At 63.5% G+C, this 22,947-nt stretch carries 27 protein-coding genes; 14 read left to right on the forward strand and 13 right to left on the reverse strand.

Annotated features, from left to right (window positions below):
• Positions 1–119 precede the first annotated feature (119 nt).
• Both dprA and ACYU03_RS00165 read left to right on the forward strand, forming a co-directional pair.
• Positions 120–1,217 (forward strand): DNA-processing protein DprA, encoded by a 1,098-nt coding sequence (gene dprA / locus ACYU03_RS00160; RefSeq protein WP_461887508.1) that lies wholly within the window; start codon positions 120–122, stop codon positions 1,215–1,217.
• Between the two features lie 36 nt (positions 1,218–1,253).
• A complete protein-coding gene (locus ACYU03_RS00165; RefSeq protein ID WP_461887509.1) occupies positions 1,254–1,811 on the forward strand; it encodes an L-threonylcarbamoyladenylate synthase in 558 nt (185 codons plus the stop codon).
• A gap of 45 nt (positions 1,812–1,856) precedes the next feature.
• On the opposite strand, the gene ACYU03_RS00170 is transcribed toward ACYU03_RS00165, so the two are convergent.
• Positions 1,857–2,834, reverse strand: a complete 978-nt coding sequence (locus ACYU03_RS00170; protein ID WP_461887510.1) for an NADPH:quinone reductase — start codon at positions 2,832–2,834, stop codon at positions 1,857–1,859.
• 132 nt (positions 2,835–2,966) lie between these two features.
• Between ACYU03_RS00170 and hemF the strand changes: the two genes are divergently transcribed.
• Positions 2,967–3,887: an oxygen-dependent coproporphyrinogen oxidase gene (gene hemF, locus ACYU03_RS00175; protein WP_461887511.1), complete on the forward strand. Its 921-nt coding sequence runs from the start codon at positions 2,967–2,969 to the stop codon at positions 3,885–3,887.
• A gap of 30 nt (positions 3,888–3,917) precedes the next feature.
• A complete protein-coding gene (gene aroE / locus ACYU03_RS00180; RefSeq protein ID WP_461887512.1) occupies positions 3,918–4,742 on the forward strand; it encodes a shikimate dehydrogenase in 825 nt (274 codons plus the stop codon).
• On the opposite strand, the gene ACYU03_RS00185 is transcribed toward aroE, so the two are convergent.
• From ACYU03_RS00185 to betC, 3 genes are all read right to left on the reverse strand, one after another.
• The gene (locus tag ACYU03_RS00185; protein ID WP_461887513.1) at positions 4,739–6,310 is read right to left on the reverse strand and encodes a SulP family inorganic anion transporter; all 1,572 of its coding nucleotides are present in this window, start codon (positions 6,308–6,310) and stop codon (positions 4,739–4,741) included. The genes aroE and ACYU03_RS00185 overlap by 4 nt on opposite strands.
• 86 nt (positions 6,311–6,396) lie before the next feature.
• On the reverse strand, positions 6,397–7,323 hold the full coding sequence (gene choX, locus ACYU03_RS00190; RefSeq protein WP_461887514.1) for a choline ABC transporter substrate-binding protein: 927 nt from the start codon (positions 7,321–7,323) through the stop codon (positions 6,397–6,399).
• 10 nt (positions 7,324–7,333) lie between these two features.
• Positions 7,334–8,854, reverse strand: a complete 1,521-nt coding sequence (betC, locus tag ACYU03_RS00195) for a choline-sulfatase (protein ID WP_461887515.1) — start codon at positions 8,852–8,854, stop codon at positions 7,334–7,336.
• A 113-nt stretch (positions 8,855–8,967) separates the two neighbouring features.
• Between betC and ACYU03_RS00200 the strand changes: the two genes are divergently transcribed.
• Complete coding sequence (locus ACYU03_RS00200; protein WP_461887516.1) at positions 8,968–9,867, forward strand: choline sulfate utilization transcriptional regulator; 900 nt, start codon at positions 8,968–8,970, stop codon at positions 9,865–9,867.
• Here ACYU03_RS00200 and ACYU03_RS00205 read toward each other — a convergent pair.
• Positions 9,864–10,481 carry an NAD(P)-dependent oxidoreductase gene (locus tag ACYU03_RS00205; protein WP_461887517.1) on the reverse strand — a complete coding sequence of 206 codons (618 nt, stop codon included), beginning with the start codon at positions 10,479–10,481 and terminating at the stop codon, positions 9,864–9,866. The two genes, ACYU03_RS00200 and ACYU03_RS00205, sit on opposite strands and share 4 nt — an antisense overlap.
• A 78-nt stretch (positions 10,482–10,559) precedes the next feature.
• Between ACYU03_RS00205 and ACYU03_RS00210 the strand changes: the two genes are divergently transcribed.
• Positions 10,560–10,892: a DOPA 4,5-dioxygenase family protein gene (locus ACYU03_RS00210; RefSeq protein WP_461887518.1), complete on the forward strand. Its 333-nt coding sequence runs from the start codon at positions 10,560–10,562 to the stop codon at positions 10,890–10,892.
• A 115-nt stretch (positions 10,893–11,007) separates the two neighbouring features.
• Here the strand turns inward: ACYU03_RS00210 and trpA are convergent, their stop codons facing one another.
• Both trpA and trpB read right to left on the reverse strand, forming a co-directional pair.
• Positions 11,008–11,817 carry a tryptophan synthase subunit alpha gene (trpA, locus tag ACYU03_RS00215; protein ID WP_461887519.1) on the reverse strand — a complete coding sequence of 270 codons (810 nt, stop codon included), beginning with the start codon at positions 11,815–11,817 and terminating at the stop codon, positions 11,008–11,010.
• Positions 11,814–13,031 (reverse strand): tryptophan synthase subunit beta, encoded by a 1,218-nt coding sequence (gene trpB, locus ACYU03_RS00220; protein WP_461887520.1) that lies wholly within the window; start codon positions 13,029–13,031, stop codon positions 11,814–11,816. Before trpB ends, trpA begins: the two co-directional genes overlap by 4 nt.
• Positions 13,032–13,141: 110 nt before the next feature.
• Between trpB and ACYU03_RS00225 the strand changes: the two genes are divergently transcribed.
• A complete protein-coding gene (locus tag ACYU03_RS00225) occupies positions 13,142–14,038 on the forward strand; it encodes a LysR family transcriptional regulator (protein WP_461887521.1) in 897 nt (298 codons plus the stop codon).
• Here the strand turns inward: ACYU03_RS00225 and ACYU03_RS00230 are convergent.
• On the reverse strand, positions 14,035–14,361 hold the full coding sequence (locus ACYU03_RS00230) for an ElaB/YgaM/YqjD family protein (protein ID WP_461887522.1): 327 nt from the start codon (positions 14,359–14,361) through the stop codon (positions 14,035–14,037). The genes ACYU03_RS00225 and ACYU03_RS00230 overlap by 4 nt on opposite strands.
• Positions 14,362–14,516: 155 nt before the next feature.
• Between ACYU03_RS00230 and ACYU03_RS00235 the strand changes: the two genes are divergently transcribed.
• The gene (locus tag ACYU03_RS00235; protein ID WP_461887523.1) at positions 14,517–14,732 is read left to right on the forward strand and encodes a dodecin; all 216 of its coding nucleotides are present in this window, start codon (positions 14,517–14,519) and stop codon (positions 14,730–14,732) included.
• A 106-nt stretch (positions 14,733–14,838) separates the two neighbouring features.
• A complete protein-coding gene (locus ACYU03_RS00240) occupies positions 14,839–15,060 on the forward strand; it encodes a DUF1161 domain-containing protein (protein WP_461887524.1) in 222 nt (73 codons plus the stop codon).
• Positions 15,061–15,129: 69 nt separating this feature from the next.
• Here ACYU03_RS00240 and ACYU03_RS00245 read toward each other — a convergent pair whose 3' ends face one another.
• Positions 15,130–16,134 (reverse strand): LLM class flavin-dependent oxidoreductase, encoded by a 1,005-nt coding sequence (locus tag ACYU03_RS00245; protein ID WP_461891553.1) that lies wholly within the window; start codon positions 16,132–16,134, stop codon positions 15,130–15,132.
• 158 nt (positions 16,135–16,292) lie between these two features.
• Between ACYU03_RS00245 and ACYU03_RS00250 the strand changes: the two genes are divergently transcribed.
• Both ACYU03_RS00250 and ACYU03_RS00255 read left to right on the forward strand, forming a co-directional pair.
• Positions 16,293–16,718 (forward strand): OsmC family protein, encoded by a 426-nt coding sequence (locus tag ACYU03_RS00250; protein WP_461887525.1) that lies wholly within the window; start codon positions 16,293–16,295, stop codon positions 16,716–16,718.
• Positions 16,719–16,791: 73 nt separating this feature from the next.
• On the forward strand, positions 16,792–17,025 hold the full coding sequence (locus ACYU03_RS00255; RefSeq protein WP_461887526.1) for a DUF1161 domain-containing protein: 234 nt from the start codon (positions 16,792–16,794) through the stop codon (positions 17,023–17,025).
• Position 17,026: 1 nt separating this feature from the next.
• On the opposite strand, the gene ACYU03_RS00260 is transcribed toward ACYU03_RS00255, so the two are convergent.
• Together ACYU03_RS00260 and ACYU03_RS00265 are read right to left on the reverse strand one after the other, a co-directional pair.
• Positions 17,027–17,440 carry a PA0061/PA0062 family lipoprotein gene (locus tag ACYU03_RS00260; RefSeq protein ID WP_461887527.1) on the reverse strand — a complete coding sequence of 138 codons (414 nt, stop codon included), beginning with the start codon at positions 17,438–17,440 and terminating at the stop codon, positions 17,027–17,029.
• A gap of 54 nt (positions 17,441–17,494) precedes the next feature.
• Positions 17,495–17,908, reverse strand: coding sequence for a PA0061/PA0062 family lipoprotein (locus ACYU03_RS00265; RefSeq protein ID WP_461887528.1), 414 nt, complete (start codon positions 17,906–17,908; stop codon positions 17,495–17,497).
• A gap of 67 nt (positions 17,909–17,975) precedes the next feature.
• On the opposite strand from ACYU03_RS00265, the gene ACYU03_RS00270 reads away from it, so the two are divergent.
• Positions 17,976–19,124 carry an aminopeptidase gene (locus ACYU03_RS00270; protein WP_461887529.1) on the forward strand — a complete coding sequence of 383 codons (1,149 nt, stop codon included), beginning with the start codon at positions 17,976–17,978 and terminating at the stop codon, positions 19,122–19,124.
• A 57-nt stretch (positions 19,125–19,181) separates the two neighbouring features.
• Here the strand turns inward: ACYU03_RS00270 and ACYU03_RS00275 are convergent, their stop codons facing one another.
• Complete coding sequence (locus ACYU03_RS00275; RefSeq protein ID WP_461887530.1) at positions 19,182–19,832, reverse strand: HAD family hydrolase; 651 nt, start codon at positions 19,830–19,832, stop codon at positions 19,182–19,184.
• 43 nt (positions 19,833–19,875) lie between these two features.
• A complete protein-coding gene (locus ACYU03_RS00280) occupies positions 19,876–20,424 on the reverse strand; it encodes a gamma carbonic anhydrase family protein (protein WP_461887531.1) in 549 nt (182 codons plus the stop codon).
• Positions 20,425–20,526: 102 nt separating this feature from the next.
• On the opposite strand from ACYU03_RS00280, the gene prlC reads away from it, so the two are divergent.
• Together prlC and ACYU03_RS00290 are read left to right on the forward strand one after the other, a co-directional pair.
• Positions 20,527–22,578 carry an oligopeptidase A gene (gene prlC / locus ACYU03_RS00285; protein WP_461887532.1) on the forward strand — a complete coding sequence of 684 codons (2,052 nt, stop codon included), beginning with the start codon at positions 20,527–20,529 and terminating at the stop codon, positions 22,576–22,578.
• Complete coding sequence (locus ACYU03_RS00290; protein ID WP_461887533.1) at positions 22,575–22,853, forward strand: YheV family putative zinc ribbon protein; 279 nt, start codon at positions 22,575–22,577, stop codon at positions 22,851–22,853. The genes prlC and ACYU03_RS00290 overlap by 4 nt, the downstream gene beginning before the upstream one ends.
• Positions 22,854–22,947: the final 94 nt, after the last annotated feature.

The following is a 22,947-nucleotide window of genomic DNA, read 5'->3' on the forward strand; positions in this document are numbered from 1 at the left end:
AGGGTGTGAATGGACGCCTTATCGCCGATTTGATGGACAGGTTGTCAAAGTATTATCAACACAGTTATCCACAGGTTGTGCCGAGTGGATGACCCTTTGCCGATCAAGGATGATCCCGCATGCCGATGACCTTTTCGCCTACCTGCTCGCCCGCCGAACTGGAGGCACGCTTGCGTCTCCACCGTTTGCCCAAGGTGGGAGGCCAACGCTTTCGCTGTTTGATCGAGGCGTTCGGCAGCGCCTCATCCGCCCTCAGCGCGCCTGCCAGCGCTTGGCGAGCCCTGGGGTTGCCGCAGGCCAGCGCCGACGCCCGCCGCTGCGTCGAAGTCCGTGATGGCGTAGCGGCTGCAATGGCCTGGCTAGAGCGTCCGGGCCAGCATTTACTGATGTGGGACAGCCCCGGCTACCCGGCCTTGCTGGCTGAGGTGGACGATGCGCCGCCCCTGCTCTTCGTCGCCGGGAACCCATCTATCCTGGAGCAACCGCAATTGGCGATTATCGGCAGCCGGCGGGCTTCGCCTCCCGCGCTGGACACCGCTGCCGCCTTTTCTCGCTGCCTGGCACGGGCCGGATTCGCCATCACCAGTGGCTTGGCCTTGGGGGTGGATGGTGCCGCCCATCAAGCTGCATTGGAGGCTGGGGGGCGGACGATAGGCGTGCTTGGCACCGGCCTTGAAAAACTTTATCCACAGCGGCACCGCGCGCTGGCCAGGGCCATGATCGAGGGCGGTAGCGCAGTGGTTTCCGAGTTCCCCCTAGATGTAGGGCCCTTGCCGGGAAACTTTCCACAGCGCAACCGGATCATCAGCGGTTTGTCGTTGGGAGTGCTGGTCGTCGAAGCAGGCTTGGCAAGCGGCTCGCTGATCACTGCGCGCCTGGCGGCCGAACAGGGGCGCGAGGTGTATGCCTTGCCGGGGTCTATCCATCATCCGGGGGCGAAGGGGTGCCACCAACTGATCCGCGATGGTGCGCTGTTGGTCGAGAACACCGGGCAGATCCTAGAAAGCCTGCGTGGTTGGCAGAACCTGCCTCCCGCCCCTGCATGCGAGGCGGGCCATCCTTTACTGGCCCTGCTCGTGGCCGCTCCTCAGACGAGCGAAGGGTTGGCTCGCAGTAGCGGACAGCCACTGGCCCAGGTATTGGCCAGCCTCACCGAACTGGAGCTCGAGGGGCGGGTGAGCAATGAAGCCGGGCGTTGGTTTGCCCGGCCCGGCTAAGTACACTGCTCACCAGCCTTTATGCGGAGAACAGCAATGGTGAGCAGTTGGCGTGTGCAACAAGCCGCGCGTGAGATTCGGGCAGGTGCGGTCATCGCCTATCCCACAGAAGCGGTCTGGGGCCTTGGCTGTGACCCATGGAACGAGGAGGCGGTGGACCGCCTGCTGGCGATCAAGTCGCGCTCTGTGGACAAGGGGCTAATCCTGGTCGCCGACAACATCCGCCAGTTCGACTTCCTCTTCGAGGATTTTCCCGAGGATTGGCTCGATCGCATGGCCAGTACCTGGCCAGGGCCCAACACTTGGCTGGTGCCGCACCAGAACCTGCTGCCGGAATGGGTGACCGGCGTCCATGACACCGTGGCGCTGCGGGTCAGCGATCATCCTGTGGTGCGTGATCTGTGTGCGCTGGTCGGGCCGCTGATCTCCACGTCGGCCAACCCCCAGGGGCGGCCAGCGGCGAAGACCCGCTTGCGGGTCGAGCAGTACTTCCGTGGGCAGCTGGACCTGGTGCTCGGTGGTGCCCTCGGTGGGCGCAAGCATCCGAGTGTGATCCGCAACCTGGCGACCGGCGAGGTCGTTCGGCCGGGGTAGGTCGACCTGGGCACCGGGCCCTGCAGGGCCCGGTGCAGACAGCTTTCAAGGCAGCAAAATGGTCGACCCCACCGTCCGCCGCGAAGCCAACTCAGCCTGCGCCTTGGCCGCCTCGCTCAATGGATAACGCTGCTGGATATCCACAGTCAGCTTGCCACTGCCGATCATGGCGAACAGGTCGTCGGCCATGGCCTGGGTGTTTTCGGCATTGTTGGCGTAGGTGGCCAGGGTCGGTCGGGTCACATAGAGTGAGCCCTTCTGGGCCAGGATCCCCAGGTTGACCCCGCTGACCGCGCCTGAGGCGTTGCCAAAGCTGACCATCAGGCCGCGCGGTTGCAGGCAGTCCAGCGAGGTCAGCCAGGTGTCGGCACCGACGCCGTCATAGACCACCGGGCACTTCTTGCCGCCGGTCAGCTCCAGCACGCGTTGGACCACGTCTTCACGGCTGTAGTCGATGGTCGCCCAGGCGCCGAGGGCCTTGGCCCGTTCGGCTTTCTCGGCTGAACTGACGGTGCCTATCACCCGTGCACCAAGCGCTGTGGCCCACTGGCAGGCCAACGAGCCGACACCGCCGGCGGCAGCGTGGAACAGAATGGTGTCGCCCGGTTGCACGGCATAGGTTTGCTTGAGCAGGTACTGCACGGTCAGCCCCTTGAGCATCACCGCGGCGGCTTGCTCGAAGCTGATGCTCTCGGGCAGCTTGACCAGGTTGGCCTCCGGCAAGGTGTGTACTTCGCTGTAGGCGCCCAGGGGCCCGCCGGCATAGGCCACGCGGTCACCAACCTTGATCCGACTGACCTGTTCACCTACTGCTTCGACCACCCCGGCCCCCTCGGTGCCCAGGCCTGAAGGCAATGACGGTGGCGCGTACAGGCCGCTGCGGAAGTAGGTGTCGATGAAGTTCAGGCCCACGGCCTGGTTGCGTACGCGTACTTGCTGTGGGCCGGGGGCCGCCGGTTCGAAATCGACCAGTTGCAGGACCTCCGGGCCGCCATGCTGGCTGAACTGGATACGCTTGGCCATCTCACTCTCCTGTTGTCGGCATTGGGGCAAAGGCCTATCGGACGCCTTTGCTTGATCGCCGTCAACTGCGGGGGCCGGTTTGCCAGTGGTATGCTACGCGGCGAAATTTGCCCAGCCCCTCCAGGTGATCTGATGACCAACCGCACCGAGGCCGTGAAAGCCTACCTGCTCGACCTGCAAGACCGCATTTGCACCGCCCTCGAGAATGAGGATGGCGGGGCCCGCTTCGTCGAGGACGCCTGGGTGCGTGAAGCCGGTGGTGGTGGGCGTACCCGGGTGATCGGTGAGGGCAAGGTCATCGAGAAGGGCGGCGTGAACTTCTCCCATGTCTTCGGCGCCGGCCTGCCGCCTTCGGCCAGCGCCCACCGGCCAGAGCTGGCCGGGCGTGGTTTCGAGGCCCTCGGTGTGTCGCTGGTGATCCACCCGCACAACCCACATGTACCGACCTCCCACGCCAATGTGCGCTTTTTCATTGCCGAGAAGGAAGGCGAAGAGGCCGTGTGGTGGTTCGGCGGCGGTTTTGACCTGACGCCCTACTACGGCAACGAAGAAGACTGCATCCACTGGCACCGGGTGGCCGAGCGCGCCTGCGCGCCTTTCGGCGCCGACGTCTATCCGCGCTACAAGGCCTGGTGCGACCGCTATTTCCACCTCAAGCACCGGGGCGAGCCCCGTGGTATCGGCGGCCTGTTCTTCGATGACCTGAACGAATGGGATTTCGACACCTGCTTCGCCTTTATCCGCGCCATTGGCGACGCTTATGTCGAGGCTTACCTGCCCATCGTCCAGCGCCGCAAGGACACGCCCTACACTGCGCAGCAGCGTGAGTTCCAGGAATACCGGCGTGGGCGCTATGTCGAGTTCAACCTGGTCTACGACCGTGGAACCCTGTTTGGCCTGCAGTCGGGTGGGCGCACCGAGTCGATCCTCATGTCGCTGCCGCCGCAAGTGCGCTGGGGCTACGATTGGAAGGCCGAGCCCGGCACTGAAGAAGCGCGCCTGACCGAGTACTTCCTGCAGGACCGCGACTGGCTCGGCCAGGCCGGCAACTGACACGCTGTGGATAACCCAGGAGCTTCACCCATGGACCAGTACGTTGTATTCGGCAACCCGATCGGCCACAGCAAGTCGCCATTGATTCACCGCCTGTTCGCCGACCAGACCGGCCATGACCTGGAGTACAGCACCCTGCTGGCGCCCCTGGACGACTTCAGTGACTGCGCCCGGGGCTTCTTCAAGCAGGGCCATGGCGCCAACGTCACCGTGCCGTTCAAGGAGGAAGCCTTCCGTCTGGTCGATAGCCTGACTCCACGGGCACAACGTGCTGGCGCCGTGAACACCCTGACCCGCCTGGAAGACGGCACGCTGCAAGGTGACAACACCGACGGCGCCGGGCTGGTGCGCGACCTGATGGTCAACGCCGGGGTTGAGCTAGCGGGCAAGCGCATCCTCATCTTGGGGGCCGGTGGCGCGGTGCGTGGCGTCTTGGAGCCGATCCTGGCGCAGCGCCCGCAATCGCTGGCGATCGCCAACCGCACGGTGGAAAAAGCCGAGCAACTGGCCCGCGAGTTTTCCGACCTGGGGCCGGTGGCCGCCAGTGGCTTCGCCTGGTTGCAGGAGCCGGTGGACCTGATCATCAATGCGACTTCGGCAAGCCTGGCCGGCGAAATGCCGCCGATCGCCGACAGTCTGGTCCAGCCGGGACTCACGGTGTGCTACGACATGATGTATGCCAAGGAGCCCACACCTTTCTGCCAATGGGCCAGCAACCTGGGCGCGGCCAAGGTCCTCGACGGCCTCGGCATGCTCGCCGAACAGGCCGCTGAGGCCTTCTTCATCTGGCGGGGAGTGCGTCCGGACACCGCGCCGGTGCTGGCCGAACTTCGTCGGCAACTGGCGCGCGGCTAATCCTCGAAGCGGATCGGGCAGTGTGCTGCCCCTTCCAACTTGTGCAACTCCTCGATCACCTGGGGCCGGGCGCGATGCAGCGTCAGGCTGCCGCCTGTGCGCGCCAGTCGGCGGGCTTCGCGGTGCAGCATGTCGACCCCGGAGTAGTCGATGAAGTTGATCTGGCGGGCGTCGATCACCACGTGCGGACCTTGGCAGCGCTGCAGGCGCACCTGCAAGTAGTGGCTGGCACCGAAGAAGATCGAGCCACCGACCCTCAGCACATCGGCATCGCCTTCGCGTGACTGTTGCACCCGTGGTCGCGAGGTGCGCTTGAGGTAGAAGAACAGTGAGGCCAGGACCCCGGCGTAGATGGCGGTCTGCAATTCCAGCAACAAGGTGGCGGCTGCTGTCAGGGCCATGACCAGGAATTCCGAGCGGCTGACCCGGAACAGCGCGCGGATGCCCTGGTGGTCCACCAGTCCCCAGCAGATCAGCAGGATACTCCCGGCCATGGCCGGGATCGGCAGATGGGCGATCAGCCCTGCCCCGGCGACGGCGAACAGTGCCACCCACAATGCCGAGAACACGCCAGCCATCGGTGACTGCGCACCCGCGTCGTAACTAAGTCCGGAACGGGTGAAAGAGCCTGAGGACAGGTAGCCGGAAAAAAACGCCCCGACCATGTTCGACAGGCCTTGGGCGCGGACTTCCTGGTTGGCGTCGATCAGTTGCTCGGAACGCGCCGACAGCGAGCGGGCAATCGACAGGCTGGTCACCAAGCCGAGCATACCCACGGCCACGGCGCTGGGCAGCAGGCGCAGGATCAGCTCCAGGTCCAGCAGCGGCAAGGGGCTCAGCGGTGGCAATTGGCCGATGAACCCGGGGACGCGTTGTACATGGCCGAAGAATCCGGGCAGCAGCCAAGCCAGTAGGCTTGCGCAAACCAGGCTTATCAACAGGCCAGGCCAGCGTGGGAGCCATAACTTCAGCGCCACGCCGAGCACGACAGTACCTGCACCCAGCAGCAAAGACGGCAGGTCCACCTCGCCGGCATGGCCTAGCAGGTCTTGCAAGGTCCTCAGGGCCGTGGCCTGGCTGGGCAGGTCCATACCGAGCAGGTTGGGCAATTGCCCGAGGGCGATGACCACCGCTGCGCCGAGAGTGAAGCCGAGCACCACGGAATGGGAGACGAAGTTGACCAGGGCACCGAAGCGCAGCAGCCCCAGCAGCCACTGGAAGAGCCCGGCCAGGAAGGTCAGCAGCAGGACCAGGGTGACGTAGTCAGCGCTGCCACGGACGGCCAACGGGCTGACGCTGGCATAGAGCACGATGGAGATGGCCGCAGTCGGGCCGCAGATCAAGTGCCAGGACGAACCCCACAGGCAAGCCACCAGCACCGGGACGATGGCCGCATACAAGCCATATTCGGCAGGCAGGCCGGCAATCAGGGCATAGGCGATCGATTGCGGCAGCGCCAGGATCGCACCGCTCAGGCCGACTAGCAGGTCGCGGCGTAGGCTCCGGCCGGTCTGGCGCGGCAGCCAACTGAGGAATGGCAGTAGCAGGTGGCGGTCAGGCCGGGCCATGGGCTCCCTCGATTCATGGGTGAGGCGGATCAGGGTGCAGGAATCGAGACAGAGGTTCAATTCCGTGCTCACCCCTGTCGCCTGTGTCAGAGCTTGGCTTTGACGGCTTCCAGCGCATTGCCGCCATCACGCTGGGTCACGTCTTCCAGCCAACTGTCCAGCAGCTCGGGATGTGCCTTGATCCAGACCTTGGCCGCCGCATCGTAGCTCACCTTGTTATCCACAACGTCGGCCATGATGCTGTTCTCCATGTCCAGGGTGAACTTCAGGTTGCCCAGCAGGCGCGCGGCATTGGGGCATGCTTGTGGGTAATTATTGCGGGTCAGGGTAAAGACATCGCCCTTGCTGCCAAACCATTTTTCGCCACCGCCCAGGTAATGCATCTTCAGCTTCACGTTCATTGGGTGCGGGGTCCAGCCGAGGAAGGCGATGAATTGCTGCTTTTGGGTCGCACGGGTTACTTGCGCGAGCATGGCTTGTTCGCTGGACTCCACTAGCTTCCAACTGCCCAGCTCGAATTCATTCTTGTCGATGATCTCCTTGAGCGACAGATTGGCGGGCGCGCCGGAGCCGATCCCGTAGATCTTCTTGTCGAATTTGTCGGCAAACCGCTGCAGGTCCGCGAAGTTTCTTACCCCCGCATCCCAGACATAGTCCGGTACCGCCAGGGTGAACTCGGTGCCTTCGAGGTTGCGGCTGAGCTGGTGCACATCGCCCGTGGCGATGAATTTGTCATGGAAACCTTGTTGGGCCGGCATCCAGTTGCCCAGGAAGGCATCAACCCGGCCGTCCTTGAGGCCACCATAGATGATCGGCACGGCCAGGCTGTCGATCTTCACCTGGTAGCCCAGGCTTTCCAACAGCAGGCGTGCCACGGCGTTGGTGGAGGCGATGTCGCTCCAGCCGGGGTCAGCCATCTTCACAGTGCTGCATTGCGCGTCGGTATCGGCATGGGCCGTGATGCTGGCCAGGCTCAGGGCCAGGGCGATCACGGCTGTGGACAAGCGTTTCATGGCGGCCTCTCTACTCAATTACGGGGGCGGGCTGTGGATAACGGGCCTTGCGCTCGAGGTCGTCGAGATCGATGTGGTTGCGCATGTACTGTTGGCTGGCGTCCACCAAGGGTTGGTGGTCCCAGCTTTTCAGCTTGCCGATGGACAGGGCCTCGGCCACCAGGCGGCGGCGGCGCTGGCTGGCCAGCACTTGCTGGCGCAGGTTGGGGATATCCCAGCGTTGGCGGGCTTCATCGACAAATGCCTGCAGCAGCGCCTGATGCTCCGGGCTGCTGGCGAGATTCTCCCGCTCGTGCGGGTCGTGGCTCAGGTCATAGAGTAAACAAGGGTCGTCTTCGCTGTACACGAACTTGTAGGCGCCACGGCGAATCATCATCAGTGGCCCCACTGTACCCTCGGCCATGTACTCGCCGATCACCTCGTCGTGCCCGCCCTGCCCTTGCAGGTGACCGACCAGTGAACGCCCATCCAGCGCCAGGCCCGCTTCGGTGGTGCCGCCGGCCAGTTCCACCAAGGTCGGCAGCAGGTCGCAGGTGGAGACCGCCGCGCTTACCCGGCCTGCCTTGAACTGCCCTGGAGCATGGATAAGCAGCGGCACCCGCGCCGACATCTCGAACCAGTGCATCTTGTACCAGAGCCCGCGCTCGCCAAGCATGTCGCCATGGTCACCGGAGAACAGGATCACGGTGTCCTCGGCCAGGCCGGTGTCCTCTAGAGTCTGCAGGAGCTTGCCGATGTTGTCGTCGATGTAGCTGCAGGCCCCGAAATAGGCACGCCGGGCGTCGCGGATCTTGTCCACAGGCAGAGGCTTGTCCCATAGGTCGTAGACCTTGAGCAGGCGTCGGGAATGTGGGTCCTGTTCATCCTGGGCCAGGGGGTTGGCCGGCATCGGTATCTCAACATCCTGGTACAGGTCCCAGTAGGGCTTGGGAATGGTGTAGGGATCGTGAGGGTGGGTCATGGATACGGTCAGGCAGAATGGCCGGCCATCATCCTCGCGGACATGGTCGTAAAGGTACTGGCGGGCCTTGAACACCACCTCCTCGTCGAAATCCAGCTGGTTGGTGCGCACGCAAGGCCCGGCCTGCAGCACCGAGGACATGTTGTGGTACCAGCTTGGACGTTCATCGGGTGCATCCCAGTTGACCGACCAGCCATAGTCGGCGGGATAGATATCGCTGGTCAGGCGCTCTTCGTAGCCATGCAACTGGTCCGGGCCGCAGAAGTGCATCTTTCCGGACAGCGCCGTGCGGTAGCCGAGGCGGCGCAGGTAGTGGGCGTAGGTCGGGATATCGGCAGGAAAGTCGGCGGCGTTGTCGTAGGCGCCGATCCGACTTGGCAACTGGCCGCTGACCAAGGTGAAACGTGAAGGTGCGCACAGCGGGCTGTTGCAGTAGGCGGCGTCGAATACCACGGCCTGTTCGGCCAAGCGGCTCAGGTGCGGCATCTTGATGGGTGAGGGAGCGTAGATCGGCAGCAAGGGAGCGGCCATCTGGTCGGCCATGATGAAAAGGATGTTCTTGCGCTTCATGGGATGTACGCCTCCATCGTTGTTGGTTATGCGAATTGCTTGCGAACGAGGATGCGGCTGTGGATAACATGGGTAAAGCCCATGGCGGGCAATGACTGGGATTAGTACAGCTTATGTTTGAGCAGCTCGGAAGCGTATCGTTGGACAGCCTGCGGGTCTTCGAAGCTGCTGCCCGGCTACGCAGTTTCACTGCGGCGGCGCTGGAACTGGGTACCACCCAGCCGGCGATCAGCCAGCAGGTCAAACGCCTGGAAGCGCAGTTGGGAACGCGGCTGTTCGATCGCATCTACCGTGGCATCGTGCTGACCGAGGCGGGCCAATTGCTCTTCGAGCAGGCCCACCAGGGCTTGCTGGCTCTCGATGAGGGCATCGCCCAGGCCAGCGGGCGGGGGCAGCATGAAGTGCTGCAGGTGGCCACTGACTTCGCCTTTGCCGCGTTCTGGCTGATGCCACGTTTGCCACGGTTCCACCAGGCCAATCCACAGGTGGATGTCAGCCTGGTCACCGGAGAGCGCAGCCAGGCGATGCTGCGTTCGGACATAGACGTGGCGGTGCTGTTTGGCGATGGCCGCTTTCATCAGGGCGAGAGCCACTGGCTGTTCGATGAAGAAGTGTTCCCGGTGTGCAGCCCTCGCCTGATCCATGGCAAAGCCATGTCTCCCGAGGCTTTGCAGAGATTGCCCCTGCTCCATCTGCGTGGCGAGCAGGCCAGCCGCTGGTTCGACTGGGCCGGAGTCTTCCGCGAGCTGGGCTTGGCCAGTCCTCCTGCTCCAGGGCAGTTGCGTTTCGACAACTACACCTTGCTGATACAGGCTGCCATCGCCGGCCAGGGCGTGGCCATTGGTTGGAAGCACTTGGTCGATGCCTTGGTGGATCAGGGGTTGTTGTGTCGCCCTATGGAGGGGTGCTTGCGTTCCGAGCGTGGCTATTACGCGGTATTGCCACCGCGCAAGCGCCGTAGCGCGCTGATCCAGCGGTTTGTCGACTGGCTGGACGAAGAGCGGCAGCGCTAGTCGGTGAAATTCAGGTGTTCCCCATGGTGCAGGTTAAGCTCCAGGGTGTCGGCCATGCCGGCGGCGATTCGCGCCAGGTGCCGCAATGGCTCGGCCAGGCCGGGCTCAAGGGTGCCCTGCATGCTGCGGAAATGCTCGATGCCCAGGCCGGGAACTTCCTGAGGCGCGTTGACCAGGGTCCAGAGCAAGTTACTGCGTTGCAGCAAGTCGACGATCTGGTCGATGCAGTCGTGGGTTTGGCCACTGTGCTCCGAGGGTTGGTCGAGCACAGCGAAATCGCCCACCAGCAGCAGGCGGCGTATAGTCGTGCGTGCCAGGCCGGCTATCAGGGCCTGGGCCATGTGCCGTTGCGAGTCCAGGTCCGCCGGTGCGAGGGTCGACAGCAAGGCGATGACAGCAGAGCCGCCGGCCACGCTCTGCTCGGCCTGGTCGGCGTCGTTCAGGCCACCTATCTTGAAATGCAGGCCGGGTCGTGGCGCCTGGCGATTGAGGTCGTCGACCACCGCAGTGACTTCGTGCTGGCGCGATAGCAGTTCGACGATCAGGGCACTGCCCAAGCTGCTCTGGGCACCGAACAGGACCAGCTTGAACACAGGGGTTTCGGCATTTTTCACCTGATCACTCCCTTGGCGGGTGGGTGATCATTGGACCCGCTGGCCAGGCGCGGGTTCGTTTGCCATTGAGGAGTTATCGTGCAGAAGATCGAAGGCTATCACGCCCATGTCTACTATGACGCCAGCACCCTGGAACAGGCTCGGGAGCTATGTGAAGAGGCGGCGCGGCTATTTCCCGTGACCATGGGGCGCCTGCACCAGAAACCGGTCGGGCCGCATCCGGACTGGAGCTGCCAGCTGGCTTTCGGGCCGGAGGTGTTGAGTGGGCTGTTGCCTTGGCTGGCGCTGAACCGGCGCGGGCTGGTGGTGTTCATGCATCCGTTGACGGGCGATGAGCTGGCCGACCATCGGGACCATGCGATCTGGATGGGAGCGGTGAGGCCACTGGATCTGTCGGTCTTCGAGGGATAGGTTCTTCTGGCCGTGTTGCGGCCTGTCGCGGCACAAGGCCACTTCTACAGGTTTGCCGCTGGCCTCAAGCCATGGGCAATCCTGTAGACGCGGCCACGTGCCGCGCTCCGGGGCTTCAGCCGCGAGCCGAGCGTACACCTTCGGCCAGCGCCGAGCACAGCGCCAGCACATCGCCGACGGCCTGGTCGGCATCCTTGGCCTGGGCGATCTTGTCGACCAGCGCCGAACCCACCACTACGCCATCGGCCAGCTTGGCAATGGCCGCTGCTTGCTCAGGAGTACGGATACCGAAGCCGACACTGATCGGCAGGTCGGTGTGGCGGCGCAGGCGCGTGATGGCGTCACGTACGTGTTCGGTGGTCGCCGAACCGGCGCCGGTCACGCCCGCCACCGAGACGTAGTAGACGAAGCCGGAGCTGCGCTCCAGCACGCGCGGCAGGCGCGCGTCGTCGGTGGTCGGGGTGGTCAGGCGGATGAAGTCGATGCCGGCGGCCTGTGCTGGAGTGGCCAGTTCGCCATCGTGTTCTGGCGGCAGGTCGACGATGATCAGGCCATCGACACCCGCTTCCTTGGCTTGGGCCACAAAGTTTTCCACACCGAAGCGGTGGATCGGGTTGTAGTAGCCCATCAGCACGATCGGCGTGGTTTGGTTATCGACCCGGAACTCGCGGACCATCTGCAGGGTTTTCGCCAGAGTCTGCCCGGCTTCGAGCGCACGCAAGGTGGCCAACTGAATGGCGACGCCATCGGCCATCGGGTCGGTGAAGGGCATGCCCAGTTCGATCACATCGGCACCGGCCTGCGGCAAGCCCTTGAGGATCGCCAGGGAGGCATCGTAGCCGGGATCGCCAGCAGTGATGAAAGTGACCAGCGCGGAGCGGCCTTCGGCCTTCAGCTCGGCGAAGCGTTGTTCAAGACGGCTCATGCCTGTTTCTCCTGGGCGGTCATGTGGTTCATCACGGTTTGCATGTCTTTGTCGCCACGCCCGGACAGGCACACCACCATCAGGTGATCCTTGGGCAGGCCCGGCGCGCGCTTGATCGCCTCGGCCAGGGCGTGGGAGCTCTCCAGGGCCGGGATGATGCCTTCCAGGCGGCAGGTGGTGTGGAAGGCGGCGAGGGCTTCGTCGTCGGTGATGCTGACGTACTCGACGCGCTTCACTTCGTGCAGGTAGGCGTGCTCGGGGCCGATGCCCGGGTAGTCCAGGCCAGCGGAAATCGAGTGGGCGTCGGTGATCTGGCCATCGTCGTCCTGCAGCAGGTAGGTGCGGTTGCCGTGCAACACGCCTGGTACGCCGCCGTTGAGGCTGGCCGCGTGCTTGTCGGTGTGCACGCCGTGGCCACCGGCTTCGACACCGATGATCTGTACGCTGGTGTCATCGAGGAAGTCGTGGAACAGGCCCATGGCGTTGGAGCCGCCACCGACGCAAGCGATCAGACTGTCGGGCAGGCGCCCTTCCTTCTCTTGCAACTGGGCACGGGTTTCCTTGCCGATGATCGACTGGAAGTCGCGGACCATCGCTGGATAAGGGTGCGGGCCGGCCACGGTGCCGATCAGGTAGAAGGTGTCGTCGACATTGGTGACCCAGTCGCGCAAGGCCTCGTTCATGGCGTCCTTGAGGGTGCCGGTGCCGGCTGTCACAGGGACGATCTCGGCGCCCAGCAGCTTCATGCGGAACACGTTGGCTTGCTGGCGCTCGATATCGGTGGCACCCATGTAGATCACGCAGGGCAGGCCGAAGCGTGCAGCGACCGTGGCGGTGGCCACGCCGTGCATGCCGGCGCCGGTCTCGGCGATCAGGCGCTTCTTACCCATGCGCTTGGCCAGCAGGACCTGGCCGATGCAGTTGTTTACCTTGTGGGCGCCGGTGTGGTTGAGTTCTTCGCGCTTGAAGAAGATCTTGGCGCCGCCGCAGTGTTCGGTCAGGCGCTCGGCGAAGTACAGCGGGTTCGGGCGGCCGATGTAGTCACGCTGGAAGTAGGCCAATTCCTTGAGGAACTCTGGATCTTCCTTGGCCGCTTCGTATTCGCGGGCAAGGTCCAGGACCAGCGGCATCAGGGTTTCTGCCACGTAGCGGCCGCCGAATGAGCCGAACAGGCCATTGGCATCGGGGCCGGCGCGGAAGTTGGTCTGGGTCATGGGTCGCTCCAGGGCGTTATGAGTTCGTGATGGGCTTTACTCTAACCACGACAAGCCCGGCTGAAAACCGATAAGATTGCGCAAACCTGTCAGGAAAACTCACAAGTAAAATGCGCCAGGAGCTCCCTCCACTCAATGCCCTGCGTGCCTTCGAGGCTGCCGCCCGGCTGAACAGCGTCAGCCAGGCCGCCGAGCAGCTGCACGTAACCCACGGTGCCGTCAGCCGGCAGATCAAGGTATTGGAAGAACACCTGGGCGTGGCCCTGTTCGTGAAGGACGGACGCGGCATTAAACTCACAGATGCAGGTATACGCCTGCGCGATGCCAGCAGCGAGGCGTTCGAACGGTTGCGTGGCGTCTGCAGCGAGTTGAGTCGCGACAGCAGCGAGGCGCCTTTTGTCCTGGGTTGCTCCGGCAGCCTGCTGGCGCGTTGGTTCATCCCCCGCCTCGGCCGGCTCAAGGCCGACCTGCCGCAGTTGCGCCTGCATCTTTCGGCGGGGGAAGGTGACCTCGACCCGCGGCGGCCGGGGCTGGATGCGTTGCTGGTGTTCGCCGAGCCGCCATGGCCCTCGGACATGCAGGTCCATGTGCTGGCCGATGAGCGCATCGGCCCGGTGCTCAGCCCGCATTTCGCGGGGTTCGCCCGTTTGCAGACGGCGCCGGCCAAGGCTTTGCTCGATGAAGCGCTGCTACAGACCACCTCACGGCCACAAGCTTGGCCGACCTGGGCCAGGCAACAAGGGCTTGACCCTGGCGCACTGCAGTTCGGCCAGGACTTCGAGCACTTGTATTACCTGTTGGAAGCGGCGGTGGCGGGATTGGGCGTTGCCATCGCGCCACAACCGCTGGTGGCGGATGACCTGCGTGCCGGGCGCCTGACTGCGCCTTGGGGGTTTTCTCCGACGCGCGCGGCCTTGGCGCTATGGGTGCCTCGGCGCGCCGCCGATGGACGCGCCGAGCAACTGGCGCAGTGGTTGCGCACCGAGTTGGCGCGTCAGGCCGGCTAGTGGTTGCGCTTGCACAGCAACCAGGCGGCCAGCAGGCCGAGGGCTCCGACCGCGACGCCTGCTGTCGTCCAAGGATGATCCTGGGCGTAGTCGCGGGTGGCGATGCCGGTCTGCTTGGTGCGCGTCTTAACTTCCTCGTAGGCGTCGCTTAGCAAGTTGCGTGAGTGCTGCAGTGCATTTTCGGCGTTGCTCTTGAGCGCCTTGATCGTCTTGCGTGACTCATCCGAGGTGTCGTCTTTGAAGGACTCCAGGGTTTTCAGCAAACTGACGATTTCCGCTTCCATGCTTTCCAGCGACGTCTTGCGTAGCGGGGTGTGGGCCATGGTGTTTCTCCTTCGCAGTGATGATGGGCTCTGTAAGGTTGCGACTGCCCGCTGTGGCGAAAGTGCAATCGAACTTTTGCGCAGGTGTTTTGCTCGCAGGTAAATCAGGCCTGCGCTGCTAGGCTCTATCTCACACATCACTCAGGAGAGCGCTCATGTCCGATCATCACACCTACAAGAAGATCGAGCTGGTCGGTTCCTCGGCCAACAGCATTGAGGAAGCGATCAACAATGCCTTGGCTGAGGCCGGTAAAAGCATCAAGCACCTGGAATGGTTCGAAGTGGTCGATACCCGTGGCCATATCAGCGGCAACAAGGCTGCGCATTTCCAGGTCACGCTGAAGGTGGGTTTCCGCATCGCCAACAGTTGAATCCCGCGGACACTGGATTCACCCGCATACCTGGAGTAAACAATTAAAGGGCGCCTGGCCAATGGCCGGCGCCCTTTCGATTTCATCTGTACAAGGAAAGCGATCGATGAAGAAACTGCTAGTGGCACTAGGTTTGGTGATGTTGGCAGGCTCGGTGCTGGCGGCGGGCAAGCCCTGTGAGGAACTCAAGGCGGAGATCGAAGCCAAGCTCGATGCCAAGGGCGTGACGGGCTATGTGCTGGAGATCGTCGACAAGGGCACCCCTGCTGGCAAGGTGATCGGCACCTGCGAAGCCGGCACCAAAGAGATCGTCTACCGGCGTGAGTGAGTCTTGCCTGAGACAGGGCCGCTGTGCGGACGTGCGCGTCACCGGCCCATCGACAACTGATGCTGGCCCCTACGCCTCCCGCAGCGCCTGGGCCAGCAACTCATAGGACCTTACCCTGTCCGCATGCTCGTACAGGTCGCAGGTGAAGATCAGCTCATCAGCGCCGGTTTGCTCCAGCAGCACCTCCACCTTGGCCCGTACCTTCTGCGGGCTGCCGATCATCGCAAGGCCCAAGAAGCTGCTCACCGCATCGCGCTCATGGGGCAGCCACAGGCCTTCCATGCTCTTCACTGGTGGACGCAACATCAGGCTCTGGCCGCGGATGAGGGCAAGAATGCGCTGGTATACCGAGGTGGCCAGGTAATCGGCCTGTTCGTCGGTTTCAGCGACCACCATCGGCACGCCGAGCATCACATAGGGCTTGTCCAGGACCTCGGACGGCTGGAAGTGATCTCGATAGATGCGGATCGCCTCATGCATGTAGCGCGGGGCGAAATGTGAAGCGAACGCATAGGGCAAACCGCGCATACCGGCCAACTGAGCGCTGAACAGGCTCGAGCCGAGCAGCCAGACCGGCACTTCGGTGCCATGGCCGGGCACGGCGATGACTTTCTGCTCCGGGGTGCGTGGGCTCAGATAGCGCACCAGCTCTTCTACGTCATCGGGGAAGTCATCGGCACTGCCGGAGCGTTCGCGGCGCAGCGCGCGTGCGGTCATCTGGTCGGCACCCGGCGCACGGCCCAGTCCCAGATCGATGCGGCCTGGGTAGAGGCTGGCCAGGGTGCCGAACTGTTCGGCGATCACCAATGGCGCGTGGTTGGGCAGCATCACGCCACCGGCGCCGAGGCGAATGGTCGAGGTGCCGTTGGCCAGGTAGCCGAGTAGTACGGCGGTCGCTGAACTGGCGATGCCATCCATGTTGTGGTGTTCGGCGACCCAGAAACGGTTGTAGCCGAACTGCTCGACATTGCGCGCCAGGTCCAGGGCGTTGCGCAGCGCTTGGGCCGGCCCACCCTCTTCGCGGACAGGGACCAGGTCGAGTGTGGAAATCTTCAGATCACGCAAGTGCGTCATGGGCATGCAGCCTCCAGAAGGTGGTCAGGCCAGCGGCCTTTTTAACTCTGTATGGGCACATTCGGAGTATTCAATGCTTGGGGGTGTATTGGTCTGAACTTGCTGTGGGTGCTGTCCTCTGAACCATTAAGCACGTATCCATTTGCCCAGGAGGCAACATGAAAAAGACAGCATCCGCGATCTGGCAAGGTGGTTTGAAGGACGGCAAAGGGCAGCTTTCCACGGAAAGTGGCGCGCTCAAGCACAATCCCTATGGCTTCAACACCCGTTTCGAAGACGTGCCGGGCACCAACCCCGAAGAGCTGATCGGTGCCGCCCATGCCGGCTGTTTTTCCATGGCCCTATCGATGATGCTCGGCGAGGCAGGTTTCACACCGGAGCGGATCGACACCATTGCCGAGGTGAGCCTCGACAAGCAGGATGACGGCTTTGCCATCACGGCCGTGCACCTCACCCTGAAAGCTAAGGTGCCGGGTGCCAGCGAGGCGCAGTTCCTTGAAGTGGCGAACAAGGCCAAGGCCGGATGCCCGGTGTCCAAGGTGCTCAACGCGAAGATTAGCCTCGACGCCACCCTGCTCTCCTGAGGCACGAAACGGGAACGGTTTCCTGTGGTCAAACCAGTGTTGGCAGCTTACCTGCCCCTTCAGGAGCCGTCCCATGATCCGCGTTGCACTCGCCGTGCTGGCCTCGTTGCTGGCAACGGCTGCCCTGGCGGCACCCAAGCCGTGTGAGGAGCTCAAGGCCGAGATCGAAGCGAAGATCCAGGCGCGCGGCGTGACCTCCTACACCCTTGAGATCGTGCCCAACAGCGAAGTCCACGACCAGAACATGGTGGTGGGCAGCTGTGACGGTGGTACCAAGAAGATCATCTACCAGAAGAACGACCGGTAGGTCAGGGGATGCAGAACACGTCGCTGGCCTTGTCCACCACCAGCGTGCGCCCGGCATCGTAGAGGTAGACGACCGGTCGCATGACCGGCGCCCGTGCTTCCAGGCGGTAGCGTTGCCCCGCTTGGAAGTTGTCGTACCTGACCGTCAGGTAGCAGGTGCGCTCGGTGGGATCGGTGGTAAAGCCGCCGGAGTAGACCTCGAAATCGAATCGCACCACCAACTCGTGCTTGCCAGGGGTGACCTGGAAGTAGCGGCCGTCATTGAGGCGCTCGCCATCCAGCCGGTCGGCCATGACCAGCTTGCCTGGGGTGATGGTGTAGAGGTCGACCCAAGCCTGCTTCGGGTCGGCGGGTGGCAAGGGGCTGGCGCAGGCCCCCAGTGCACTGAGGGCGATCAGCATCATGGGCTGGCGCATGGTGAAACTCCCGCTTGCGGTTACAAGCTACAAGCATAGCGCCATTCGCGCTGTTCAGGTGCGTTGGCAGCCTGCTGGCAGGCCCTGGCCGATCAGTTTTTGCTGCTCGTCATAGAGCTTGAGCCACGGCCGGAAGCCAATGCTCCCCGCTTGGAGCTGGTAGCGCTGGCCGGCGCCGAATTCCTTGAATTTCACATTGAGCTGGCAATCTCGCCACAGCGGTTCGCTGGTGGGCCCGATATTGCTCGGGTCCACGGCGAACAAGTAGCGCACGGTCAACTCATGGCTGCCAGGAGGCACCTCGAAGTAGCGCTTGTCGGCCCACTCGCGCTCGTCTACCTGCACGGCATGCAGGGCAGTGTCCTGGTGTGGAGCTAGGTCGATCCAGGCCTGGTCTGGGTCCGGGTCCGGCAGGCTGGCGCAGCCGGACAGCAGCACGAGCGTGCCGACGACTAATGGTGTACGCATGGCGAAACTCCCCCTTGGCAAGATAGTCTTGGAACGCACCGGCACTTGAGCGAGATGAGCAGCCCCGATGTTCCGACTTTTTCTTTTCCTGCGCTCAAGCCATGGGGCACTCGACCGTCTTTTCCGCCTTTTTGTTCCCATGCTTGCCTGCCTTCTGCTGAACGGTTGTGGCAGCGTGAGTTACTACGGGCAGTTGGTCGAAGGCCAGTGGCAGCTGTTGCGTGCTCGCACGCCGGTCGCCAGCCTAGTCGAGGATCCGACCAGCGACCCGCAATTGCGCCAGCGCCTGCTGCAGGCCGAGCAGGCCCGTGCCTTCGCCAGCACGCATCTGAAGCTGCCGGATAACCGCAGTTACCGGGTCTATGCCGACCTGGGTCGGCCCTTCGTGGTGTGGAACGTCTTCGCCACGCCAGAGTTATCCCTTGAGCCGCAAACCCATTGCTTCCCCATCGCGGGTTGCGTTGCCTACCGCGGCTATTACCGCCAAGGGGCTGCGAGAGGCGCGGCGGCATTGCTCAGGCAGGAGGGCTTGGACGTGTATGTCGGTGGCGTTGAGGCCTATTCGACCCTGGGCTGGTTCGATGACCCGATCCTCGCCTCGATGCTCAATTGGGGGGAGGATCGCCTGGCGTCGCTGATCTTCCACGAACTGGCGCATCAGCGTGTGTACGTAAAGGACGACACCGAATTCAACGAATCCTTCGCCACCTTTGTCGAGCAGGAAGGCGCCCGTCAATGGCGGGCGGCGCGTGGGTTGCCGGCGCCGAAGGATGACAGCCTGCGCCAGCGCGAGCAGTTCACCCGGCTGGTCCTGGCCAGTCGGGAGCGGCTTAAGGCGATCTATGCCGGCCCCCTGGACGTGACCGGCAAGCGTGCGGCGAAGCAGGCGGAGTTCGAGCGTTTGCGCCGAGAGTACCGGCAGTTGCGTGACAGCCAATGGGGAGGTGTCGGGCGTTATGACGCCTGGATCAATGGGCCGCTCAACAACGCCAAACTGTTGCCGTTCGGGCTGTATGACCAATGGGTGCCGGCTTTCGCCGCGTTGTTTGCGCAGGTGGGGGGAGACTGGGCGCGGTTCTATGAGCGGGTCGAGGCGTTGGGGAAGTTACCAGGGAGCCAGCGCAAAGCCGCGTTGACGGAACTGTCGCATTCGCTGGCAAGCGCCCCACCGGTTGCCTGCATACCTCGAATCATGGGGTTGGCGCAGGGCACCTAGAAGGGCGTCGACCATATGATTCGGGGTGGGCAGGTCTATAGGGCCGGTGGCAGAGCCTCAGCCCTGCACGAACGCCTGGTGCATCTCGGCCAGGGTCGCGAAGTGATAGGCCGGCGCCTCGGCCATCAGCTCTTCCTGGCTACCAAAGCCGTACCCTACCGCTACCGCTTGCAAGCCGTTGCTGCGGGCGCCGATCAGATCATGCTTGCGGTCGCCGATCATCAAGGTTTGCGCAGGGTCCAGGCCTTCTTCATCCAGCAAATGGCGGATCAGTTCGACCTTGTTGGTCCGGGTGCCGTCCAGCTCGCTGCCATAGATCACCTTGAAATGCCGGTCGAAGGCGAAGTGGCGGGCGATTTCCCGGGCGAACTCCCAAGGCTTGGAGGTGGCGATGTACAAGGTGCGGCCTTGGCCATTCAGCGCTTCGAGCAGTTCCGGGACTCCGTCGAACACCTGGTTTTCGTACAGGCCGGTTACCTTGAAACGCTCGCGGTAGAAATTCACCGCGTTCCAGGCCTTGGCTTCGTCGAAGCCATAGAACTGCATGAAGGCCTGCAGCAAGGGTGGGCCGATGAAATGCTCCAGGCGTGCCAGGTCCGGTTCGTCGATGCCCAGCTTGGCCAGGGCGTACTGGATCGAACGGGTGATGCCCAGGCGCGGGTCGGTCAAGGTGCCGTCGAGGTCGAAAAGGATGTTCTGTTGTTGCATGGCGGTCTCGGCTGGGGCTGCGTTCAAGGGGCTATGGTCAAGGTCATTCCGGACGGTCGTAGCCTTCGGCCAGGTGCTGGTCCTTGAGCTTGACGTAATTGGCGGCGCTATAGGGGAAGAAAGCTCGTTCCTTGTCGGTCAGCGGCCGTGCCTGCTTGACCGGGCTGCCCACATACAGGAAGCCGCTTTCCAGGCGCTTGCCGGGCGGCACCAGGCTGCCGGCACCGATGATAACCTCATCCTCGACCACCGCGCCGTCCATGATGGTACTGCCCATGCCGACCAGGATGCGGTTGCCGAGGGTGCAGCCATGGAGCATGACCTTGTGGCCGATGGTCACCTCATCGCCGATCAGCAGCGGGAACCCCTCGGGGTTGAACGGGCCGGCGTGGGTGATGTGCAGGACGCTGGCGTCCTGCACGCTGGTGCGTGCGCCGATGCGGATGCGGTGCATATCGCCGCGGATCACCGTCAGCGGCCAGACCGAGCTGTCTTCGCCGATCTCGACGTCGCCCAGGACGACCGCCGAACGGTCGACGAACGCCCGTTCGCCGAGCTTCGGCGTGTGTTGCTGGAATCTACGAATGGCCATGATAGCGCCCCTCTTGAATGCTTATAGGCAGGCTGCTTGCTGCGGTCGGCGTCGATTGTAATTAAGATGGGCCTGTGTTTCTTCTGCCAAGGTATCTAAACCGTGAGTGCGAACAACCCGCTTCTGCAGTCCTACGATCTGCCGCCCTTCTCGGCGATCCGTGCCGAACACGTGCTGCCGGCGATCGAACAGATCCTGGCCGACAACCGCAAAGCCATCGCCGAGATCCTCGAGACCCAGGGCAAGAACCCTACCTGGGCCGGGCTGGTGCTGGCGATGGACGAACTGAACGACCGCCTCGGCGCGGCCTGGAGCCCGGTCAGCCATCTCAATGCCGTGTGCAACAGCGTTGAGCTGCGCGAGGCCTACGAGTCCTGCCTGCCTGCCCTGAGCGCCTACTCCACCGAGCTTGGGCAGAACCGCGAGCTGTTCGAAGCCTACCAGGCTTTGGCAAGCAGCCCGGAAGCCGCAGGCTTCGATGTGGCGCAGAAGACCATCATCGAGCATGCCCTGCGTGATTTCCGCCTGTCGGGCATCGACCTGCCGGCCGACAAGCAGCAGCGCTATGCCGAGGTGCAAAGCAAGCTCAGCGAATTGGGCAGCCGTTTCTCCAACCAGTTGCTCGACGCTACCCAGGCCTGGACCAAGCACGTCACCGACGAAGCGGCCCTGGCCGGCCTGACCGACTCGGCCAAGGCGCAGATGGCCGCCGCTGCCCAGGCCAAGGGCCTCGAAGGTTGGCTGATCAGCCTGGAATTCCCCAGCTACTACGCGGTGATGACCTACGCCGAAGACCGTGCCCTGCGCGAAGAGATCTACGCCGCCTACTGCACCCGTGCTTCCGACCAGGGGCCCAACGCCGGCCAGTTCGACAATGGCCCGGTGATGCGAGAGATCCTCGACCTGCGCCAGGAACTGGCCGAGCTGCTCGGCTATGCCAACTATGCCGAGCTGAGCTTGGCTACCAAGATGGCCGAGTCCAGCGACCAGGTGCTGGGTTTCCTGCGTGACCTGGCCAAGCGCAGCAAGCCTTTCGCAGCCCAGGACCTGGTCCAGCTCAAGGCCTATGCCGCCGAGCAGGGCTGCCCGGACCTGCAGAGCTGGGATGCTGGCTATTACGGCGAGAAACTGCGCGAACAGCGTTACAGCGTGTCCCAGGAAACCCTGCGCGCCTACTTCCCGATCGACAAGGTGCTGTCCGGCCTGTTCGCCATTGTCCAGCGTTTGTATGGCATCGAGATCGCCGAGCTCAAGGGCTTCGACACTTGGCACCCAGACGTGCGCCTGTTCGAGATCAAGGAGAATGGCCAGCATGTCGGGCGCTTCTTCTTCGACCTGTACGCCCGCGCCAACAAGCGCGGCGGCGCTTGGATGGACGGTGCCCGCGATCGTCGCCGTACCGCCGAGGGCGAGTTGCAGAGCCCGGTGGCCAACCTAGTGTGCAACTTCACCCCGGCAGCTCCTGGCAAGCCAGCGCTGCTGACCCACAACGAAGTGACCACCCTGTTCCATGAGTTCGGTCATGGGCTGCACCACCTGCTGACCCGTATCGAGCATGCCGGTGTCTCCGGTATCAATGGCGTGGCCTGGGATGCGGTCGAGTTGCCGAGCCAGTTCATGGAGAACTGGTGCTGGGAGCCGGAAGGCCTGGCGCTGATCTCCGGCCACTACGAAAGCGGCGATCCACTGCCCCAGGACCTGCTGGAGAAGATGCTGGCGGCGAAGAACTTCCAATCCGGGCTGATGATGGTGCGCCAGTTGGAGTTCTCCCTGTTCGACTTCGAATTGCACGCCAGCCACGGTGATGGCCGCAGCGTGCTGGACGTGCTCGAAGGCGTGCGCGACGAGGTTTCGGTCATGCGTCCGCCGGCCTACAACCGCTTCCCCAACAGCTTTGCGCATATCTTCGCCGGTGGTTACGCGGCGGGTTATTACAGCTACAAGTGGGCTGAAGTGCTGTCCGCCGATGCCTTCTCGCGCTTCGAGGAGGAAGGTGTGCTCAACGCCGAGACTGGCCGTGCCTTCCGCGAAGCGATCCTGGCCCGTGGCGGTTCGCGTGAGCCAATGGTGCTGTTCGTCGATTTCCGTGGCCGCGAGCCGTCGATCGATGCGCTCTTGCGTCATAGTGGCCTGACCGAGGGTGTGGCGGCATGAGTGAGGTGGGTGTGAGCAAGACCAAGAAACGCTTTGTCGCCGGGGCGGTCTGCCCGGCGTGCAGCGAAACCGACAAGCTGATGATGTGGAGCGAGGACGGCGTGCCTCACCGTGAGTGCGTGGCTTGCGGGTTCTCCGACACCCTCAACGAGCAGGGACTATCGATTCCCAAGGAGTTGGGCACCCGGGTCAACCAGGTGGTGCAGAAGCCGGCAGCCACCGTGCAAACGGTGCAGTTCTTCCCCAACCCCAAGCTGAAGAAACCCAGCGAGTGATGGCGTGGCGGGTCGGGGCTAGCCCCGGCCCGTTCCTGTTGTGCCATAGATAACTACCCCTTCGTCGGGTGCGGGCCTGGGCAGAGTGAGCGGT

Source organism: Pseudomonas sp. X10 (genome assembly GCF_054889225.1).

What these genes read in the sequence shown, in the direction of transcription:
- ACYU03_RS00245 (WP_461891553.1), bottom strand. Translation starts at nt 16,134, where the DNA reads ATGACGCACTTGCGTGATCTGAAGATTTCCACACTCGACCTGGTCCCT.
- ACYU03_RS00165 (WP_461887509.1), top strand. Translation starts at nt 1,254, where the DNA reads ATGGTGAGCAGTTGGCGTGTGCAACAAGCCGCGCGTGAGATTCGGGCA.
- ACYU03_RS00265 (WP_461887528.1), bottom strand. Translation starts at nt 17,908, where the DNA reads ATGCGTACACCATTAGTCGTCGGCACGCTCGTGCTGCTGTCCGGCTGC.
- ACYU03_RS00235 (WP_461887523.1), top strand. Translation starts at nt 14,517, where the DNA reads ATGTCCGATCATCACACCTACAAGAAGATCGAGCTGGTCGGTTCCTCG.
- hemF (WP_461887511.1), top strand. Translation starts at nt 2,967, where the DNA reads ATGACCAACCGCACCGAGGCCGTGAAAGCCTACCTGCTCGACCTGCAA.
- ACYU03_RS00185 (WP_461887513.1), bottom strand. Translation starts at nt 6,310, where the DNA reads ATGGCCCGGCCTGACCGCCACCTGCTACTGCCATTCCTCAGTTGGCTG.
- ACYU03_RS00230 (WP_461887522.1), bottom strand. Translation starts at nt 14,361, where the DNA reads ATGGCCCACACCCCGCTACGCAAGACGTCGCTGGAAAGCATGGAAGCG.
- ACYU03_RS00225 (WP_461887521.1), top strand. Translation starts at nt 13,142, where the DNA reads ATGCGCCAGGAGCTCCCTCCACTCAATGCCCTGCGTGCCTTCGAGGCT.
- ACYU03_RS00250 (WP_461887525.1), top strand. Translation starts at nt 16,293, where the DNA reads ATGAAAAAGACAGCATCCGCGATCTGGCAAGGTGGTTTGAAGGACGGC.
- trpB (WP_461887520.1), bottom strand. Translation starts at nt 13,031, where the DNA reads ATGACCCAGACCAACTTCCGCGCCGGCCCCGATGCCAATGGCCTGTTC.
- ACYU03_RS00275 (WP_461887530.1), bottom strand. Translation starts at nt 19,832, where the DNA reads ATGCAACAACAGAACATCCTTTTCGACCTCGACGGCACCTTGACCGAC.
- aroE (WP_461887512.1), top strand. Translation starts at nt 3,918, where the DNA reads ATGGACCAGTACGTTGTATTCGGCAACCCGATCGGCCACAGCAAGTCG.
- ACYU03_RS00270 (WP_461887529.1), top strand. Translation starts at nt 17,976, where the DNA reads ATGTTCCGACTTTTTCTTTTCCTGCGCTCAAGCCATGGGGCACTCGAC.
- ACYU03_RS00240 (WP_461887524.1), top strand. Translation starts at nt 14,839, where the DNA reads ATGAAGAAACTGCTAGTGGCACTAGGTTTGGTGATGTTGGCAGGCTCG.
- ACYU03_RS00255 (WP_461887526.1), top strand. Translation starts at nt 16,792, where the DNA reads ATGATCCGCGTTGCACTCGCCGTGCTGGCCTCGTTGCTGGCAACGGCT.
- choX (WP_461887514.1), bottom strand. Translation starts at nt 7,323, where the DNA reads ATGAAACGCTTGTCCACAGCCGTGATCGCCCTGGCCCTGAGCCTGGCC.
- ACYU03_RS00260 (WP_461887527.1), bottom strand. Translation starts at nt 17,440, where the DNA reads ATGCGCCAGCCCATGATGCTGATCGCCCTCAGTGCACTGGGGGCCTGC.
- ACYU03_RS00200 (WP_461887516.1), top strand. Translation starts at nt 8,968, where the DNA reads ATGTTTGAGCAGCTCGGAAGCGTATCGTTGGACAGCCTGCGGGTCTTC.
- ACYU03_RS00290 (WP_461887533.1), top strand. Translation starts at nt 22,575, where the DNA reads ATGAGTGAGGTGGGTGTGAGCAAGACCAAGAAACGCTTTGTCGCCGGG.
- ACYU03_RS00170 (WP_461887510.1), bottom strand. Translation starts at nt 2,834, where the DNA reads ATGGCCAAGCGTATCCAGTTCAGCCAGCATGGCGGCCCGGAGGTCCTG.
- dprA (WP_461887508.1), top strand. Translation starts at nt 120, where the DNA reads ATGCCGATGACCTTTTCGCCTACCTGCTCGCCCGCCGAACTGGAGGCA.
- ACYU03_RS00280 (WP_461887531.1), bottom strand. Translation starts at nt 20,424, where the DNA reads ATGGCCATTCGTAGATTCCAGCAACACACGCCGAAGCTCGGCGAACGG.
- trpA (WP_461887519.1), bottom strand. Translation starts at nt 11,817, where the DNA reads ATGAGCCGTCTTGAACAACGCTTCGCCGAGCTGAAGGCCGAAGGCCGC.
- betC (WP_461887515.1), bottom strand. Translation starts at nt 8,854, where the DNA reads ATGAAGCGCAAGAACATCCTTTTCATCATGGCCGACCAGATGGCCGCT.